This window comes from Pandoraea sp. NPDC090278 (assembly GCF_044772185.1).
Lineage (GTDB): Bacteria > Pseudomonadota > Gammaproteobacteria > Burkholderiales > Burkholderiaceae > Pandoraea.
Genome location: NZ_JBIVYJ010000008.1, coordinates 208872 through 225523, shown reverse-complemented (window position 1 = coordinate 225523; position 16652 = coordinate 208872). Strand labels below are relative to the sequence as shown.

General features: G+C 62.7%; 16 protein-coding genes. 12 read left to right on the top strand and 4 right to left on the bottom strand.

What is annotated here, in order from left to right; genetic code table 11:
- The first annotated feature begins 265 nt into the window (after positions 1 to 265).
- The 5 genes from hemA to ACIQWO_RS25240 all read left to right on the top strand — a co-directional run bounded on the left by hemA (position 266) and on the right by ACIQWO_RS25240 (position 4580).
- The gene (hemA, locus tag ACIQWO_RS25260) at positions 266 to 1552 is read left to right on the top strand and encodes a glutamyl-tRNA reductase (protein ID WP_402830069.1); all 1287 of its coding nucleotides are present in this window, start codon (positions 266 to 268) and stop codon (positions 1550 to 1552) included.
- A complete protein-coding gene (gene prfA / locus ACIQWO_RS25255; RefSeq protein WP_402830067.1) occupies positions 1553 to 2635 on the top strand; it encodes a peptide chain release factor 1 in 1083 nt (360 codons plus the stop codon).
- Complete coding sequence (gene prmC, locus ACIQWO_RS25250; RefSeq protein WP_402830064.1) at positions 2635 to 3510, top strand: peptide chain release factor N(5)-glutamine methyltransferase; 876 nt, start codon at positions 2635 to 2637, stop codon at positions 3508 to 3510. The genes prfA and prmC overlap by 1 nt, the downstream gene beginning before the upstream one ends.
- 92 nt (positions 3511 to 3602) lie before the next feature.
- Positions 3603 to 3917 carry a Grx4 family monothiol glutaredoxin gene (gene grxD, locus ACIQWO_RS25245; protein ID WP_402830062.1) on the top strand — a complete coding sequence of 105 codons (315 nt, stop codon included), beginning with the start codon at positions 3603 to 3605 and terminating at the stop codon, positions 3915 to 3917.
- Between the two features lie 36 nt (positions 3918 to 3953).
- Positions 3954 to 4580: a UbiX family flavin prenyltransferase gene (locus tag ACIQWO_RS25240; protein WP_402830059.1), complete on the top strand. Its 627-nt coding sequence runs from the start codon at positions 3954 to 3956 to the stop codon at positions 4578 to 4580.
- Between the two features lie 52 nt (positions 4581 to 4632).
- On the opposite strand, the gene ACIQWO_RS25235 is transcribed toward ACIQWO_RS25240, so the two are convergent.
- Positions 4633 to 5172: a VOC family protein gene (locus ACIQWO_RS25235; RefSeq protein WP_402830057.1), complete on the bottom strand. Its 540-nt coding sequence runs from the start codon at positions 5170 to 5172 to the stop codon at positions 4633 to 4635.
- A 265-nt stretch (positions 5173 to 5437) separates the two neighbouring features.
- Between ACIQWO_RS25235 and ACIQWO_RS25230 the strand changes: the two genes are divergently transcribed.
- The 7 genes from ACIQWO_RS25230 to ACIQWO_RS25200 all read left to right on the top strand — a co-directional run bounded on the left by ACIQWO_RS25230 (position 5438) and on the right by ACIQWO_RS25200 (position 12374).
- Positions 5438 to 5731, top strand: a complete 294-nt coding sequence (locus ACIQWO_RS25230) for a hypothetical protein (RefSeq protein ID WP_402830054.1) — start codon at positions 5438 to 5440, stop codon at positions 5729 to 5731.
- Positions 5732 to 5870: 139 nt separating this feature from the next.
- A complete protein-coding gene (locus ACIQWO_RS25225) occupies positions 5871 to 6191 on the top strand; it encodes a hypothetical protein (protein WP_402830052.1) in 321 nt (106 codons plus the stop codon).
- Positions 6192 to 6914: 723 nt separating this feature from the next.
- Positions 6915 to 7226 (top strand): hypothetical protein, encoded by a 312-nt coding sequence (locus tag ACIQWO_RS25220; RefSeq protein WP_402830049.1) that lies wholly within the window; start codon positions 6915 to 6917, stop codon positions 7224 to 7226.
- 101 nt (positions 7227 to 7327) lie between these two features.
- On the top strand, positions 7328 to 9025 hold the full coding sequence (locus ACIQWO_RS25215) for a methyl-accepting chemotaxis protein (protein ID WP_402830046.1): 1698 nt from the start codon (positions 7328 to 7330) through the stop codon (positions 9023 to 9025).
- 115 nt (positions 9026 to 9140) lie between these two features.
- On the top strand, positions 9141 to 9983 hold the full coding sequence (locus ACIQWO_RS25210; RefSeq protein ID WP_402830043.1) for a CheR family methyltransferase: 843 nt from the start codon (positions 9141 to 9143) through the stop codon (positions 9981 to 9983).
- Positions 9967 to 10494 carry a chemotaxis protein CheD gene (locus ACIQWO_RS25205; protein WP_233328528.1) on the top strand — a complete coding sequence of 176 codons (528 nt, stop codon included), beginning with the start codon at positions 9967 to 9969 and terminating at the stop codon, positions 10492 to 10494. Before ACIQWO_RS25210 ends, ACIQWO_RS25205 begins: the two co-directional genes overlap by 17 nt.
- A complete protein-coding gene (locus tag ACIQWO_RS25200; protein WP_402830040.1) occupies positions 10491 to 12374 on the top strand; it encodes a chemotaxis protein CheW in 1884 nt (627 codons plus the stop codon). The genes ACIQWO_RS25205 and ACIQWO_RS25200 overlap by 4 nt, the downstream gene beginning before the upstream one ends.
- 323 nt (positions 12375 to 12697) lie before the next feature.
- On the opposite strand, the gene ACIQWO_RS25195 is transcribed toward ACIQWO_RS25200, so the two are convergent.
- The 3 genes from ACIQWO_RS25195 to ettA form a co-directional block, all read right to left on the bottom strand.
- Complete coding sequence (locus tag ACIQWO_RS25195) at positions 12698 to 13879, bottom strand: DUF3734 domain-containing protein (RefSeq protein WP_402830038.1); 1182 nt, start codon at positions 13877 to 13879, stop codon at positions 12698 to 12700.
- An 83-nt stretch (positions 13880 to 13962) separates the two neighbouring features.
- A complete protein-coding gene (locus ACIQWO_RS25190) occupies positions 13963 to 14748 on the bottom strand; it encodes a 3-hydroxybutyrate dehydrogenase (RefSeq protein ID WP_402830169.1) in 786 nt (261 codons plus the stop codon).
- A gap of 172 nt (positions 14749 to 14920) precedes the next feature.
- A complete protein-coding gene (gene ettA / locus ACIQWO_RS25185; RefSeq protein ID WP_039393466.1) occupies positions 14921 to 16588 on the bottom strand; it encodes an energy-dependent translational throttle protein EttA in 1668 nt (555 codons plus the stop codon).
- Positions 16589 to 16652: the final 64 nt, after the last annotated feature.

Here is a 16652-nt window from a genome sequence, read left to right as displayed (position 1 = left end):
TTTCCGAAGACCTGCACTCGATATCCCAAGCCCATGGCGACGTGTCGTCCGGCGACGTCAATGGCCTGATATATCAAGAGAATTTCGCCCTGTCCTCGTCCCGGCGCGGGCCTTCGCTATGCCGGGTATAAGGGATGACTATTTGTCAAAACCCGACGGCTGCGCGATGATGGGGCACGCTGTCCCAATGCGCGGGCACGCGGGGCCAATGAAACGGGCATCGCGTCGACGCGCTATAATCAGGGGCTATTAGATCCCCCACACCATGCAACTGCTCGCTCTCGGCCTGAACCACCACACGGCGCCCGTCTCGCTGCGCGAACGGGTGGCGTTTCCGTTCGAGCGGATCGAGCCTGCGCTGGCAGGCCTCAAGAGTCTGTGGACCGGCAGCGGCAAGTTGAGCGCGCCCGAGGCCGCGATCCTCTCGACGTGCAACCGCACCGAGATCTATTGCGTGACGGACGACGCCGCAGCGCGTGAGCGCGCGGTGCACTGGCTGTCCCAGTTCCACAACATTCCCGCCAGCGACCTCGCCCCCCATCTGTACGCTCTGCCCCAGTCCGACGCCGTGCGTCACGCCTTTCGCGTGGCCAGCGGTCTGGACTCGATGGTGCTCGGTGAGACGCAGATTCTCGGGCAGTTGAAGGACGCCGTGCGCACCGCCGCCGAGGCCGGTGCGCTGGGCACGTATCTGAACCAGCTTTTCCAGCGCACGTTCGCGGTGGCCAAGGAAGTCCGTGGCCAGACCGAGATCGGTGCGCATTCGGTGTCGATGGCCGCTGCGGCGGTGCGTCTCGCGCAGCGTATTTTCGAGAGCATCAGCACGCAGAAGGTGCTGTTCATCGGCGCGGGCGAGATGATCGACCTGTGCGCCACGCACTTCGCCGCACAAAATCCGAAAGCCCTGTACATCGCCAACCGGACGGCCGAACGCGGCGAGAAGCTCGCCGAGCGTCTGGGCGGCACGGCGATCCGTCTGTCGGAGTTGCCGCAACGGCTGCACGAGTTCGACATCGTCGTGTCCTGCACAGCGAGTACGTTGCCGCTGATCGGGCTGGGCGCAGTCGAGCGCGCCATCAAGGCCCGTAAGCACAAGCCGATGTTCATGGTCGATCTGGCCGTGCCGCGCGACATCGAACCGGAAGTCGGTCGTCTGGCCGACGTTTTCCTGTACACCGTCGACGACCTCGGCGCAGTCGTGCGCGAAGGCAACGCGCTGCGTCAGGCAGCGGTTGCGCAAGCCGAAGCGATCATCGAGACGCGCGTGCAGAACTTCATGCAATGGCTAGACGCGCGCAGCGTCGTGCCGGTCATTCGCGATATCCACGGCACTGCCGAGGCCATGCGTGTGGCCGAACTTGAGCGTGCCCAGCGCATGCTGGCGCGTGGCGACGACCCTGCCGCCGTGCTCGAAGCCCTGTCCCAGTCCCTCACCAAGAAATTCCTGCACGGCCCGACGCACGCGCTCAATACGGCGCGCGGCGATTCGCGCGAGCAAATCCTTCACCTCATTCCCGAACTGTTCCGCACCTCGGGATCCGCCGACAAATAGATGAAAGCGAGCATGCAAGCCAAGCTCGACCAATTGACGCAACGTCTGGTCGAGCTTGATGGCCTATTGAGCCAGGGCGACGTTACCCGCGACCTGGACAACTACCGCAAGCTCACGCGCGAACATGCCGAGCTGGCGCCCGTCGTCGCGCAATATCAGCAGTATCGTCAGGCGCTGGGCGATGTGGCGGCCGCACAGGAAATGGCATCCGATCCCGAGATGCGCGAGTTCGCCGAAGACGAAGCCGCGAACGCCCGCACCCGCATGGAAGATCTGGAAGGCACGCTGCAACGCATGCTGCTGCCGCGCGATCCCAACGACGACCGCAACATCTATCTCGAAATCCGTGCAGGCACCGGCGGCGACGAATCGGCGCTGTTCGCAGGCGATCTGCTGCGCATGTACTCGCGCTATGCGGAGCGTCAGCGCTGGCAGGTCGAGATCATGTCGGCGAGCGAATCGGATCTGGGTGGGTACAAGGAAGTCATCGTGCGGCTCGTCGGTCAGGGCGCCTACTCGCGTCTGAAGTTCGAGTCGGGCGGCCATCGCGTACAGCGCGTGCCCGCTACCGAAACGCAGGGCCGCATTCACACGTCCGCGTGCACCGTAGCCGTGATGCCGGAAGCGGACGACGTTGCCGACGTCGAAATCAATCCGGCCGACATTCGCATCGATACGTTCCGTGCGTCAGGCGCAGGCGGTCAGCACGTCAACAAGACAGATTCGGCCGTGCGCATCACGCACTTGCCGACGGGTATCGTCGTGGAGTGTCAGGACGATCGCTCGCAACACCGCAACAAGGACAAGGCGCTCAAGGTGCTCGCCGCGCGCATCAAAGATGCGCAACTGCGTGCGCAGCAAGCGAAGGAAGCCGCCACGCGCAAGAGCCTGATTGGCTCAGGCGACCGCTCCGAGCGCATTCGCACGTACAACTTCCCGCAGGGGCGGATGACGGATCACCGCATCAACCTCACGCTCTACAAGCTCGAATACATCATGGACGGCGATCTCGAAGAGATGATCAACGCACTGGTGACCGAGCATCAGGCCGAACTGCTGGCGTCGCTGGGCGAGGCGGCCTGATGACGCCGGATGGGCAGAACACGCAAGACGGCAGCGCAGCGCCCGTCGGGGTGGCCACCGTCGCGACGCTGCTACGCGAGCCGGGGCTGCCCCCCATGGAGTCGCGCATTCTGCTCTCGCACGTGCTCGGCTGGAGCCGCACCCAACTGATCACCCGCGACCGTGAGCCGCTCGCGCCCGAGACGGTCGCCGTCTACCGGGCCTTGCATGCGCGTCGCGTGGCGGGCGAACCCATCGCCTATCTCACCGGCACGCGGGAATTCTTCGGCCTGACGCTCAATGTCAGTCCGTCGGTCCTCATCCCCCGGCCGGAAACGGAACTGCTCGTGGAGCTGGCGCTGGCCCGTATCGAGGGACGCCAGACGCCACGCGTGCTCGATCTCGGCACCGGCAGCGGCGCGATTGCGCTGGCCATCGCCCATAGCCGTCCCGATGCGCGCGTCACAGCGTTGGACCGATCCGCCGACGCCCTCGACGTCGCGCGCGAAAACGCCCGGCAACTCGGGCTGGACGGTCGCGTTCGGTTCCTGGCGAGCGATTGGTATGAGGCACTGCCCTCTGACGAGGCACCGTTCGACCTCATCGTCTCCAATCCACCCTACATCGTGTCGGGCGACGAACACCTCTCGCAGGGCGACCTGCGCTTCGAGCCGGTCGACGCCCTGACCGATCACGCCGACGGCCTCGCCGCCCTGCGCGTCATCGTGGCGGGTGCACCGTCGCGGCTGCTGCCCGATAGCTGGCTGCTGTGCGAGCACGGCTACCATCAGGCAGCCGATGTCCGGGCGCTTTGTACGGCGGCGGGTTTCGCGGATGTAGTCTCCGAGCGCGACCTCGCGGGCATTGAGCGCACCACCGGCGGACGCCGCCCCTGAGCGGACATCGGAGCGGCCGCCGACGGGCGGCGCGGAAAACCGCTAAAATGCCGGATACGCCGACTTTCCGGCATCCCCACGGGCTTCCGAACATGACTACCCAGCAACGTATCCAGCAAATCGTCTCCGAGCACCCCGTCGTCCTTTTCATGAAGGGCAACGCGCAATTCCCGATGTGTGGCTTCTCGGGCCGTGCCGTGCAGATCCTGAAGGCATGCGAAGTCAACGACCTGTTCACGGTCGACGTGCTGCAAGACAACGAAATCCGTGAGGGCGTGAAGGAATTCGCCAACTGGCCGACGATTCCGCAGCTCTACATCAAGGGCGAATTCATCGGCGGCTCGGACATCATGATGGAGATGTACCAGAGCGGCGAACTCAAGCAGATCATCGCCGAACTCGTCTAAGTTTCGTTAGCGCCCGATCTCTCCGATCGACAGTCGATGACCCTATCGACCTCATCGACGGGTGTCGCCCGAACGTCCGCACCGTCGCGTCTGATCGTCGCCATTACCGGCGCGACGGGCGCGGTGTACGGCGTGCGCCTGCTCGAACGCCTGCGTGCGATGGGCGGCGTCGAAACGCATCTGATGGTCTCAAGCGCAGGCTGGCTCACGCTGCGCCACGAACTCGGGCTGGAACGCTCGGACGTTCAGGCGCTTGCCGATCAGTACCACAGCGTGCGGGAGATCGGCGCGAACATCGCCAGCGGATCGTTTGCCACGGCTGGCATGGTCGTCGCGCCCTGCTCGATGAAGACGCTCGCGAGCGTCGCACACGGGCTGTCCGACAATCTGATCGCCCGCGCCGCCGACGTCACCCTGAAGGAGCGCCGCCGTCTGGTTTTGATGGTGCGTGAGACGCCCTTCAACCTCGCGCATCTGCGCAATATGACGGCCGTCACCGAAATGGGCGGCATCGTGTACCCGCCTCTCCCCGCGTTCTACAACCGCCCGGCATCGCTCGATGCGATGGTCGACGACACCGTCGCCCGCGTGATCGATCTGTTCGGAATTGCGCCGCCCGTCGCCTCAAGCTGGGACGGTCTGGGCAAGGACGTCGAAGGCTGAGCGTCGCGCGCGCCGTCTCTTCTGGCACACGCAGTATCCCCCTCCCTCTTTCTTATCTCACGCCGTCGACCCAGCGTTGCAGCGTGTCGAGCGCGCCCTGCGATTGTCCTGCGGCGGACTCGGGTGTCTGCACGCACAACTCCAGCATGATCTCGTTCGGGTCGAGCAGATAGAGATGTTCACCATCGCCATGCCGCTCGATGGCAAACGGCACCTCGTGGGCAGTGAGACGCGCCTTCCAGCGCTCCAGCGCTTCAAGGTCGCGCACGCGTAACGCGACGTGATGGATCTGGGTCGCAGGCGTGTCGGAATGGGGCTCGGGCGCGAGGCCGTCGCAATTGAAAAACGCCAGCGCCTGTCCGGGTTCGATCTGATAGCTGACGAGCAGATAGGGCTTGCCCCACAACCGGCTCATGCCAGTCTGTGCACCTGCGAGTGTGAAACCCATCACGTCGACGTAGAATCGGTGCGTGAGCGTCGCGTCATAGCTGGGATACGCGACGTGATCGATGGCCACCGGCGTGACCGGCGGTGCAGCGGGCGTAGCCCGCCCGTGTGCCGTGGAGTCGACGGCAGAAGTGGGATCCAGCATCGCCTGGTTCATCTCGATCCCCCGGACGGCAAAGTCGTGATGGCATTCGGGAAACTGCGCCTGTAGTGTAGTCCTGCAACCTGCGTGGCATCAACCGAGTGTCAGCAAGACCCGCATGGACTATAGTGAAAACGCCACACTTTGCGTGCCGGACCGCATGGTTGCGTCTCTCCAGGGTGCTTTCTCGTGAATACACTTGCCCTGGACGGCGCACCGCAACACGCATCCCCCCAGTGGTGTGACATGTACGCGACCGGAGTTTGTCATGGAGCCCACCCTCTCGCCTGTTGTCGTCTACGCCGTCGTGACGCTCGTGTTCGTCATGCTGGTTCTCGTTGTGCCTGCGGGCGCGCGCTGGCGCAACGTCGCCTGGCCTGCTGCCGTACCGCCGCTCTCCCCACACCGTCCCGGCGATCTGCTCGGCACGCCGCGCACACCGTACTGGCGTTCGCCGAACGACACGCACGATTTGCGTCGTCCGTCCTACTTCGCGACCTCAGAACGACGCGGTCGCCGTCCGGCAAGTTTTCTCGCGCCGCGAGACCACGAACGCCGGTAGGTCTGCTTACCTTCTTCACCCTTACGCCTTGTTACATCTGTAGTGCCGCCGTAGCACCGGCAGTGCCTCCTCGTCCGTAGAATTTCAACTACGGATCGCGCGCCAGCACACACAGCGCAGCGCTTAATAAGGAGAACAGATGCAACGTCGTTTCTGGATGGCCACCGCCACCCTCGCGGGACTCACCGCAGTCGTCGTGTCGGGTAGCGCTTTCGCGCGCACCGACGTGTCGGTCAACATCGGCATTCCCGGCCCGGCCATCGTGGCCCCGGGTCCGGTCTACGCCCCGCCGCCCGTCTACGCCGCACCGGCACCGATGATGGTCGCTCCGCCTCCCGTCGTATATGGCCCGCCCCCGCGCTACTGGCGAGGCCCGCCGCCGCGCCATTGGCATCACGATCGCGACTGGGATCGCCGTGGATGGGACCATCGCGATCGTCGCGACTATCGCCATCGCTAGAATTCCGGGCCTTTACGGCCACACAGCGTCAAAGAAGAGCCCCGCTGGTCGATTGACCTGCGGGGCTTTCACTTTTAAGCACGTCCATCGTTGAAAACGTCGTTCTGACGAACGTCGCTGCGAACGGATTGCGTCGACCCATGCAATGCACGCATGAAGCTTCGACAATTTATCGACGCTTCATGCGCCATCGCGCATTCAGGCATTCATCGCCATTCGAGTCATTTACGACCTCGTATTAAAGCGACGAATCGCTTCGTAGTTCATCAAACAAAACACTTCCGATGCTGCGAGAAAAAACTTCAGCCGTAAATATTTCAATATCGATAGTACCCATGTCCGTAATAACCCCCTCCGTAATACGGTCGTGCCGGAACGACAACGCATCCGGCAAGCGTGATAGCAAGCAACGCGGCGACGACTAACTTCATGATCTGACTCCACAGGTAAGAACGCGAATCCGTTCGCTTTCTTTATATCGCCGCCCCTGTAGGAAGCCCATCACGCGTCTGTAAGCCGTGTAAGCGAAGGTTGCCAAACGGGGAAAGTGTCGCACTTTGTTACGTAACACGCGCTGCGTGTGGCCGTAACATCGGCCCATCACCGATACCGCGACTATTCGCAAAACCAGCAACGACGCGGGTTTCGCGAGACCCCGTTGTCTGGCATGGCGCTTGCATAGTGATAAGCGTCGCCCTTTCAATTGCCCCGAAGAGTGCGGCTTTGACTCAAACCCTCCTCCCGTTGCAGACACGGGAGGAGGCTTTTTTTCAAATCTTTCCGATCCTTGCGGAGCCCAATCTCCGACACGTGATCGCGACTCTTTCCTGCACCGCGAATGTGCAGGCGCTCAGCTTTTCTCATTTCATCTGTGCGTTTGAAATGTATCGACGCTATAACAGCGTCGACTTCCTTTGTGTTTCATTTATCTTTAAAGCCTTATTGGATGCGCCTTTCGAAGCGATTTTCAACCTTATCGGCATAAACCACATGCGGGTACGCACCGATCTCAAGTTGACTCCTTCGCTGTCGTAATCGCGTCTATAGAGGACTGCGTATTCAATTGGGGGAACGCAGCATCCCTTTCGTGACGGCCGCACGACACGCGCCGGGGCAAGCGTATCAGGGGAAAAGTCATGGAAATCGCCACGCCTGAATTCCAGATGGAACAACAGGAACTACAGGCCGTCACCGCCGCGCTCAACCGCGTGCAGGCCGTCATCGAGTTCGATTTGCAGGGGCGCATTCTTCACGCGAACGAGAACTTCCTGCAGACCGTCGGCTATCGTCTCGATGAAATTCAGGGCCAGCATCACCGCATGTTCTGCGAGCCCGATTACACCGCCTCGAACGCCTATCGCGATTTCTGGGCGAAGCTCGGTCGCGGCGAATTCGATTCCGGCGAGTACAAACGCCTGGGCAAAGGCGGACGCGAAGTGTGGATCCGCGCCTCCTACAACCCGGTCTTCGACGCGAACGGCGTGGCGTACAAGGTGATCAAGTTCGCCACCGACGTCACCGCCGACCGCACGCGTCAGGCCGAATTCGAAGGCAAGGTTCGCGCGATGGACATCGCGCAGGCCGTCATCGAATTCAATCTCGATGGCACGGTCATCACGGCCAACGACAACTTCCTGAAAACGCTGGGCTACTCGCTCGACGAGATTCGCGGCAAGCATCACCGCATGTTCTGCGAACAGGACTACGTCGCCGGTAACGAGTACCGCGACTTCTGGGCCAAGCTCAATCGCGGTGAATTCGATGCGGGACGCTACAAGCGCCTCGGTCGTGGCGGACGTGAAATCTGGATTCAGGCGACGTACAACCCGATCCTCGATGCGAACGGCCGTCCCTACAAGGTCGTGAAGTTCGCCACCGACATCACCCAACAAGTCGAGCTCGAAGCGAGTGTGAAGCGTCGCGCGGAAGACGATCAGCGCAAAGTCGCGCTGCTGCTCGACACCGTCAACCGCGCGGCTGCCGGTGACCTCACTGGCGCCATTGCGGTGAACGGCACCGATCCCATCGATCAGTTGGCCGAAGGCATTCGTCACATGATGGACGACCTGCGCGGCGTGATCGGCAAGGTCGTCAACTCGGCGGGCGAGTTCTCCGGCGCGTCGCGCGACATTGCAGATCGTGCCAATACGGTAGCGACCGGTGCACAAGCGCTGGGCGCGACGGTCGAAGAGATGAACGCGTCCATCGAGGAACTGACGGCGTCGATCAACTCGATTGCCGACAACACCAAGGGTGCCGACCAACTCGCCAAGTCGACGCAGCACGAAGCCGAAACCGGCTCACGCGCGATTGCCCGGTCCATCGAAGCGATGGAGCTGATCAACAAGTCGTCGGAAGACATCAGCGAGATCGTGAAAGTGATCGGCGAGATCGCCGGGCAGACCAACCTGCTCGCCTTCAACGCCGCCATCGAAGCGGCGCGCGCGGGCGAACACGGCCTCGGTTTCTCGGTCGTGGCAGACGAAGTCCGTAAGCTCGCCGAGCGCTCGTCGCAAGCCACCAAGGAAATCTCCAAGCTCATCAACGAATCGACCAAGCGCGTGTCGCAGGGCAGCGACGTGTCGCGTCAGGCAGGCGAAGCGTTCGAGAAGATCGTGAGCGGTGTGTCGCGGACCACGCAGGCCATCTCCGAAATTTCGTGTGCCGCCGAAGAGCAGCTCGTCGCCGCGCGCGAAGTGAGTCTCGCGATTCAGCACGTGGCGGAAGAGACGGAGAAGTCGGCGGGCGCGTGCGAGACCATCGCCCAGGCGACGACTGGCCTCAATCAGGGGGCAGAGGAACTGGATCACACCGTCTCGAGGTTCAAGGTGTAGGCCTTACCCGGCGAGCCCCATTCTTCGCACCCCGGGAATACGCTCGCCGGTATTTTTCCGGTGACGGCCGACCGACTGGCCGCACTGGAACCCACGTCCGCCAAGAGGGCCCGATATGGAAATCGAAGCCGACGCCGACGCCGTCACCCAGCAAGCGCTCCTGCGTGCTGTTCACCGGCATACCGGCATCTCGATGAACGAGAAGAAGTGGACGATGTTGCAGGGCCGTTTGCGCCCGCGCCTGCGCACGCTATCGCTGCGCTGCTATCGCGACTATCTGGCGCTGCTTGAGAACACGCCGGACGAGATTCGCAACTTCGTGAATCTCGTCACGACGAACGAAACCACCTTCTTCCGCACCCCGCGCGTGTGGGATTACTTCGCTCAGCATTACCTGCCGCGCTGGCACGCCGCCAATCCGGGACGCGCCTTCCATATGTGGTCGGCCGCTGCCTCCTCGGGAGAGGAGTCGTATTCCGCCGCCATGATCTGCGAGGAATTTCGGGCGCGTCACACGGGTTTCCATTACCAGATCCACGCGACCGACATTTCGAGCCAGGTGCTGGCCGTCGCAATGGCTGGCAACTACGGCGGTCGCAGCATTGATGGTCTCAAGCAACAGCGTCCGGCCATGCTCGCGAAGTATTTCCGTCCAAGCGCTGGCGGGTTCACGGTCGCGCCCGAGTTGCGTGCACACATCACGTTTGGCGAGCACAACCTCTACCAGCGCCTGGCGCGTCGCGAGGCGTTCGACCTCGTCATGCTGCGCAATGTGCTGATCTATTTCGAGACGGGCGATCAGGAGCGGGTGTTGGAGAACGTACGTCGCACGCTTACCCCCGAAGGCGTGCTGATTGTCGGCGAATCGGAGTCGCTCTCGCGACTGTCCACCGGCTATCAATTTGAGCAACCGCTCATTTACCGCAATCAGGGGGCATCGAATGGGGCCGTCGCATGACATTCAGGTGTTGATGGGCGAGGTGCGCATCGGGCGCGGTGAAGACGTGCTGCGGGCCACCCTCGGTTCGTGCGTCGGCATCGGGCTGATGTGGCGCTCGCGCGGGCTATACGGCCTCGCACACTGCCTGCTGCCGGAAGCGCCGAATCCAACGTTGGCCATCGGTGCGAAGTACGTCACGCAGGCGGTGCCGTCGCTGCTCGCGCTGATGAAAGCGGACGGCGCGCGCCGCAGCGAAATCGAAGCGGTGATCGCCGGTGGCGGCAACATGATGCCGCATCAGCCACCGGCCAAGCATGGCCTGATCGGCGTGGCGAATGCCAAGATGGCGCAGGCGTTGATCGCCGAGACGGGCATACCGATCGTCCACGTCGAAGTCGGCGGGGAAGTCGGACGGCAACTGTTGATCGATTGCGCGCGTCACGCGTTTCACGTGCGCACCATTGGCTCGAACGGGGGTGCCGCCGTGCCGCGTCGCCCCGCTCTCAGACTCGTGGGACGTGAATCATGAATGCACGGACACCGGGATTTCCGTTTCTCCAGCGCGACGCCGTCGCGGGCACGACCGTCCTGCCGCCCACGGTATCGCCCTATCAGGGTTATCAAGGTCTTAAGGGTGGCGGATGCGGCTACGGTCCGCTCCCAGGCGTGACGACTCGCGTGCGTGATGCCGTGCACTCGCCGTCACCGGATGCGCATGCGTTGCCAGATGTGTCAATTGACGACGCGCCGATGGACATGACGCCGCAATCGCTAACGTCTGCCGACGCAACGCCGACGACGTCAGCGACACCAACGAAAGCGCGCAACGCCGCCCCCGACGATATCGAGGTGTTCGGCTCGTTTCATCTGGGCGACGTCGAATTTGCGTTGCCGATTGCGGCGTTGCAGGAGGTCGTGAATTTTCCCGAGCGCATTACGCCGGTGCCGCTCTCGCCTGCCTTTCTGCTGGGGTTGTTCAACCTGCGCGGCACGCTCATTCCCATCGTCGATCTGAAGCCGTTGCTGGCGATCTCTGGCGCAACGAACGTCATGGGTGCCGGGTCCAGCAATGCCGCGCCGGTGACGGAGAAGATCGCCATCGTCGATGTCGAAGGCATTCGCGTCGGGTTGTTGTTCGACAGTACGAGCGAGATTCTGCGTGTGCGGGCGTCGCAGCGCACGGGATTCGAATACGATCCGTCGCACGTTGCGCCGCAGGTGGTATCCGGCGCTATCAAGCTCGATGGCGGCGACCGCATTTTGCAGATCCTCGCGCCGGGTGCGCTCGTTCACATCGAGAACATGCCGCAATTGCTGGCGCGTCAGGCGCTCAGTGCGCCGCAGCGCCGCCAGCAGCGGCAACGGCTGCAATGCGTGTCGTTCACGGTCGAACACTCACGTCTGTCGCTGCCGATGAGCGCGATCCGCGAGATCATCCGCATCCCCGATTTGCAGAACTCGGCGCTGGCGAGTGTCTTTTGCGTTGGCATGCTGAACCTGCGCGGCACGGTCGTGCCCGTCATCGACTTCGCGCATTTTCTGGGGTTGCAGGCAAGCCGTCCGGAGCCGGAGATCGCAGGGACGGCGTCCGACCCGCGCCGCATTCTGATCGTCAAACAGGAGGACGTGCACTTCGGTTTGCTGGTCGACGCGGTGGACAGCATCGTCACCTATTACGCGGACGAGTTGCTGGCGATGCCGTCGTTCAGCGCATCGCACGCGCAGCTCTTTGCGGGATGCATTCCCCGCGAGCCGTCGGAAGCAGGAGGTGCGACCGTCACGTCGAACGACATCGTGCTGCTCAACGCCGACGAACTCTTCACGCATTCGCAGGTGCTCGAACTGACGCGCGGGCATCGCGAGTTGTATCGCGAGACGGATCCGGCGCAACGGGCGAAGGCCGGGGAGGCCGCGTGGCGAGGCGCGAAGTCGTCGCGCGGGACGCGTCACGCGTATGTGTCGTTCCGTTTGCAGCACATGCTCGCGGTGCGTCTCGACCAGTTGCGCGAGATCATTCACGACTCGCCGGATGTGATGCCTGCGCCGGGTGCACCGTCGTTCGTGCGCGGCATGCTCAATTTACGGCGCGAGCTGGTGACCATCGTCGATCTGCGTGCGCTCTACGGCATGCCGATACAGGACGATGCGCAGGCGCGCAAGATTCTGGTCATCGAACACGGCAAGGACAAGTTCGGGCTGCTGGTGGACGCCATCGAGAACATCGTCACGCTGGACGAAGCGGACAAGTTGCCGGTCCCGGCCGTGCTGCTCGGACGTGCGACGCACGAGATGCGCAACGACATGCGTGAAGCGGTGGAACTCCCGACGGCGGACGGCGCTGCGCGCACGGCGATGCTGCTCGATCTTCAGCCGCTCAAGATGCGACTGGAGACGGCGTTGGCGCAATGAGTAGGAGCAACAAGGCAGTTCAAGGGTGAGGAAGCGGCAAGCGCGGGATGTAGTACCGAAGCAAAACCGGTGGATTCGCGAGCGCCGGTGCAGGGCCCTGCGGCGTGTCGGGGGGCACGCCGCAGGGGTGGTATTCCAGAGCCGAACGATTATACTTTCGCCGTTGCCCTAAACTTCCTCTCCCAGCTTCCATACTGGTGATGACGCTAGGTATGTATTTGGCCTCACCCACGTGGGGCCATCCGAATCGCACAAAAAACCCGCTCACGCCGGTTTTTTGTTTTTCGGTGCACTCCCAAGATTTGCTTTCTCGGAGCGCTTCCTCAGATCACTTCATGACGATGAATATCGTGCGTGATGAAGCCTCGGGCGTCATCCGGCATCGCTAGCCAATCTGGATGTGCCAGCGTGCGACGGACATCGTCGAGACCGCTGGCCCAGTGATCGAGCATCGTGGACAGTCCGAATTGATAGTCCTTGTAGTGCCCCTCGTATTCCTTGTTGCGATAAATCAGCTGCACGACGTTGTAGCGCTTGCTGCACGCAATCTCTTCCGCCGCATGACACCACGGATCCCGTGCACGGACATCCGCGGGCACGCGATCCAGCACCTCGCGCAACACGCGTCGATAGTGCTGGGCACGCTGCAAGTTGTCCGTCACCAGACGAGTGCGACTTGAGAACTGGATGTCCTTCTGCCGTCCCGCCACGTCGTTCAGATTGTCCGGCAACGGTCCTCGCGCACTCCACAGGTCGACCTGAAACGCGAGCGTGTCCCGGCGTGGCGACGTGCCCAGCACCTCCGAGAGCGGTGTGTTCGACACGAGGCCACCGTCCCAGAAGTACTGCCCGTCGATCTCCACGGCCGGGAATCCCGGCGGCAACGCGCCCGACGCCATGAAGTGCTCCGCCCGCAATGTCTCGCGCGTATTGTCGAAATACACGAAGTTGCCGGTATGCACGTTGACCGCACCGACCGACACGCGAATCTCGCGCGCATTGATCCGGTCGAAATCGGCGAACCGCTCCAGCGTCCCGCGCAACGCCGACGTGTCGTAGTAACTCGCATGCGCCGGGTCGCCCATTGCGGTCGGCAACGGCTGCGGCCAGCGCGGCGTGAAGAAGCCCTTCTGCCCCTCCGTCATCGCGCGCCACGCTTGCCAGGCGCTGTAAGCAATGCGTCCGGACTCCGGGCCGTTGAGGATGGCGGCTTCGAACGGCGCAGGGAGCGGCGGGAAGACCGCAGGCTCACAAATCGTCCGCCAGAACGCTTCGAGTTGTTCGACGCGACGCTCCGGCGCATTGCCCGCAATGATCGCCGTATTCAGCGCACCGATGGAGATGCCAGCGATCCAGTTCGGTGCGATACCCGACTCGTACAGACCGGCGTACACGCCCGCCTGATAGGCCCCAAGCGCACCGCCCCCCTGCAAAACGAGCGCCACCGTCTCGTACGGCGGTAGATCGATGGCGCGTTTGGGGACTTTGGGCGGATTGGCCGTCATGACCGTTCTCCTGATGCTTGCTGCCTGATGATCAACACCGCCCTGGCAAAGTCGCTGCCAGGACGGCGAACTGCCACGTGCGCTTACTGCATGAACCAGCCGTGGCTCACGACGAACGACTGTCCGGTGAACGCCGCGCTCGGGAACGTCGCGAGGAACAGTGCCGTCTGGGCGACGTCGTCGACCGTGGTGAACACGCCGTCGACCGTGCCGCCGAGCATCACCTTCTTGATGACGTCGTCTTCCGAAATGCCAAGCTCCTTGGCCTGCTCGGGAATCTGCTTGTCGACGAGCGGTGTACGCACGAAGCCCGGGCAGATGACGTGCGAGCGCACGTTATGCTTCGCGCCTTCCTTGGCCAGCACGCGGGCGAGACCGAGCAACGCATGCTTGGCCGCCACGTACGCCGACTTCAGCGGCGACGCCTCATGCGAGTGCACCGAACCCATGTAAATGACGATGCCACCGCGGTCGTCCTTGTACATATGCTTGAGCGCCGCCTTGGTCGTCAGAAACGCGCCGTCGACGTGAATCGCCTGCATCTTCTTCCAATCGGAAAACGCGTAGTTCTCGATCGGATTGACGATCTGAATGCCCGCGTTCGAGATCAGGATGTCGACGGAACCGAAGGTCTCCGCGACCTTGTCGATGCCGCTATTCACCGCCTCTTCGTTGGTCACGTCCATCGCCACGCCTATGGCCTTGCCACCGGCCGCCTTGATTTCTTCGGCAACGGCGTCTGCGCCCTGCTGGTTCAGATCCGCAATCGCGATGGCCGCACCGGCACGCGCCAGCGTCAGCGCAATCTCTTTCCCGATGCCGCTGGCAGCCCCCGTCACCACCGCGACTTTCCCATTCAACTGATTCACCGACTGGCTCATTTGCACACTCCTGATTCGTCAAAATGGCGGACCATGCGACGCGAAGCAACGCGTGCACATGGCTCGTCGAACACTGGCTGATGGCGGACGTCCCCGCATCGATGGGCGGGTCCGGCCGCCGCACAAACAGAAAAGGCGCCTTGCGGCGCCTTTTCCTGCATTACCGCGCGATCGGCTTGTAGCGGATTCGCTTCGGTTTTGCTGCCTCCTCGCCGAGGCGCTTCTTCTTGTCGGCCTCGTACTCCTGATAGTTGCCCGGGAAGAACTCGACATGCGAGTCACCTTCGAAGGCCAGAATATGCGTGGCGATACGATCGAGGAACCAGCGATCGTGCGAGATGACCATCACACAACCGGCGAACTCGAGCAGCGCGTCCTCGAGTGCACGTAGGGTTTCGACGTCCAGATCGTTAGACGGTTCATCGAGCAGCAACACGTTGCCGCCGGAGATCAGCGTCTTGGCCATGTGCAAACGACCGCGCTCACCACCGGAGAGCGAGCCGACCTGCTTCTGCTGGTCCGAGCCCTTGAAGTTGAAGCGGCCGATGTAGGCACGCGACGGCGTTTCGTACTTGCCCACCGTCAGCACGTCGGCACCGCCCGAAATCTCTTCGAACACGGTCTTCGTACCGTCCAGCGCATCGCGGCTCTGGTCGACGTAAGCCATCTTGACCGTCGGACCGACCTTGATCTCGCCGCTGTCCGGCTGCTCGCGACCCGTGAGCATCTTGAAGAAAGTCGACTTACCGGCGCCGTTCGGGCCGATGATGCCGACGATGGCGCCCGGCGGCACCTGGAAACTCAGATCGTCGATCAGCAGGCGGTCGCCGAAAGCCTTCGACACGTTCTTGAACTCGACGACCTCGTTACCCAGACGCTCACCCACCGGGATGAAGATTTCCTGGGTTTCGTTGCGCTTCTGGTATTCCTGGCTGTTCAGCTCGTCGAAACGGGCAAGACGCGCCTTCGACTTCGCCTGACGGCCCTTCGGGTTCTGACGCACCCACTCCAGTTCCTTCTTGAGCGCCTTCTGACGTGCCGATTCGCTCGACTCTTCCTGCTTCAGGCGCTGTTCCTTCTGATCCAACCAGGAGCTGTAGTTGCCCTTCCAGGGAATGCCGTGACCCCGGTCGAGTTCGAGAATCCACTCGGCCGCGTTGTCGAGGAAGTAGCGATCGTGGGTGACCGCGACGACCGTGCCCGGGAAACGCGTGAGGAACTGTTCGAGCCAGTCGACGGATTCGGCGTCCAGGTGGTTGGTCGGTTCGTCGAGCAGGAGCATGTCCGGCTTCGAGAGCAGCAGACGCGCCAGCGCCACGCGACGCTTCTCACCACCGGAGAGCACGCCGATCTTGGCGTCCCATGCGGGCAGACGCAGCGCGTCGGCGGCGACTTCCAGCGTCTGCTCGATGTTGTTGCCGTCGCTCGCAGCGAGGATCGCTTCGTACTTGGCCTGCTCGGCGGCCAGCGCGTCGAAGTCGGCATCCGGCTCGGCGTACGCGGCGTAGATTTCGTCGAGCTTCGTGCGGGCTTCCATGATCTCGCCCATGCCGCCTTCGACGGCTTCGCGCACGGTCTGCTCGGGATCGAGTTGCGGCTCCTGCGGCAGATAACCGATGTTCAGGTTGGCCATCGGGATCGCTTCACCCTCGATCTCCTTGTCGACGCCGGCCATGATCTTGAGCAGCGTCGATTTGCCCGAACCGTTCAGGCCCAGCACGCCGATCTTGGCGCCCGGGAAGAACGACAGGGAGATGTCCTTGAGGATGTGACGCTTGGGCGGCACGATCTTGCCCACGCGGTTCATGCTGAATACGTACTGTGCCATTCGGCTTTCCTGATCCTGAAACGGTTATGACGGCTCATAGGCGAGCGCCAGATAGCGGCAAGTT

What these genes read in the sequence shown, in the direction of transcription:
- ACIQWO_RS25225 (WP_402830052.1), top strand. Translation starts at nt 5,871, where the DNA reads ATGCAACGTCGTTTCTGGATGGCCACCGCCACCCTCGCGGGACTCACC.
- ettA (WP_039393466.1), bottom strand. Translation starts at nt 16,588, where the DNA reads ATGGCACAGTACGTATTCAGCATGAACCGCGTGGGCAAGATCGTGCCG.
- hemA (WP_402830069.1), top strand. Translation starts at nt 266, where the DNA reads ATGCAACTGCTCGCTCTCGGCCTGAACCACCACACGGCGCCCGTCTCG.
- grxD (WP_402830062.1), top strand. Translation starts at nt 3,603, where the DNA reads ATGACTACCCAGCAACGTATCCAGCAAATCGTCTCCGAGCACCCCGTC.
- ACIQWO_RS25235 (WP_402830057.1), bottom strand. Translation starts at nt 5,172, where the DNA reads ATGCTGGATCCCACTTCTGCCGTCGACTCCACGGCACACGGGCGGGCT.
- ACIQWO_RS25230 (WP_402830054.1), top strand. Translation starts at nt 5,438, where the DNA reads ATGGAGCCCACCCTCTCGCCTGTTGTCGTCTACGCCGTCGTGACGCTC.
- ACIQWO_RS25215 (WP_402830046.1), top strand. Translation starts at nt 7,328, where the DNA reads ATGGAAATCGCCACGCCTGAATTCCAGATGGAACAACAGGAACTACAG.
- ACIQWO_RS25205 (WP_233328528.1), top strand. Translation starts at nt 9,967, where the DNA reads ATGGGGCCGTCGCATGACATTCAGGTGTTGATGGGCGAGGTGCGCATC.
- prfA (WP_402830067.1), top strand. Translation starts at nt 1,553, where the DNA reads ATGAAAGCGAGCATGCAAGCCAAGCTCGACCAATTGACGCAACGTCTG.
- ACIQWO_RS25210 (WP_402830043.1), top strand. Translation starts at nt 9,141, where the DNA reads ATGGAAATCGAAGCCGACGCCGACGCCGTCACCCAGCAAGCGCTCCTG.
- ACIQWO_RS25195 (WP_402830038.1), bottom strand. Translation starts at nt 13,879, where the DNA reads ATGACGGCCAATCCGCCCAAAGTCCCCAAACGCGCCATCGATCTACCG.
- ACIQWO_RS25200 (WP_402830040.1), top strand. Translation starts at nt 10,491, where the DNA reads ATGAATGCACGGACACCGGGATTTCCGTTTCTCCAGCGCGACGCCGTC.
- prmC (WP_402830064.1), top strand. Translation starts at nt 2,635, where the DNA reads ATGACGCCGGATGGGCAGAACACGCAAGACGGCAGCGCAGCGCCCGTC.
- ACIQWO_RS25240 (WP_402830059.1), top strand. Translation starts at nt 3,954, where the DNA reads ATGACCCTATCGACCTCATCGACGGGTGTCGCCCGAACGTCCGCACCG.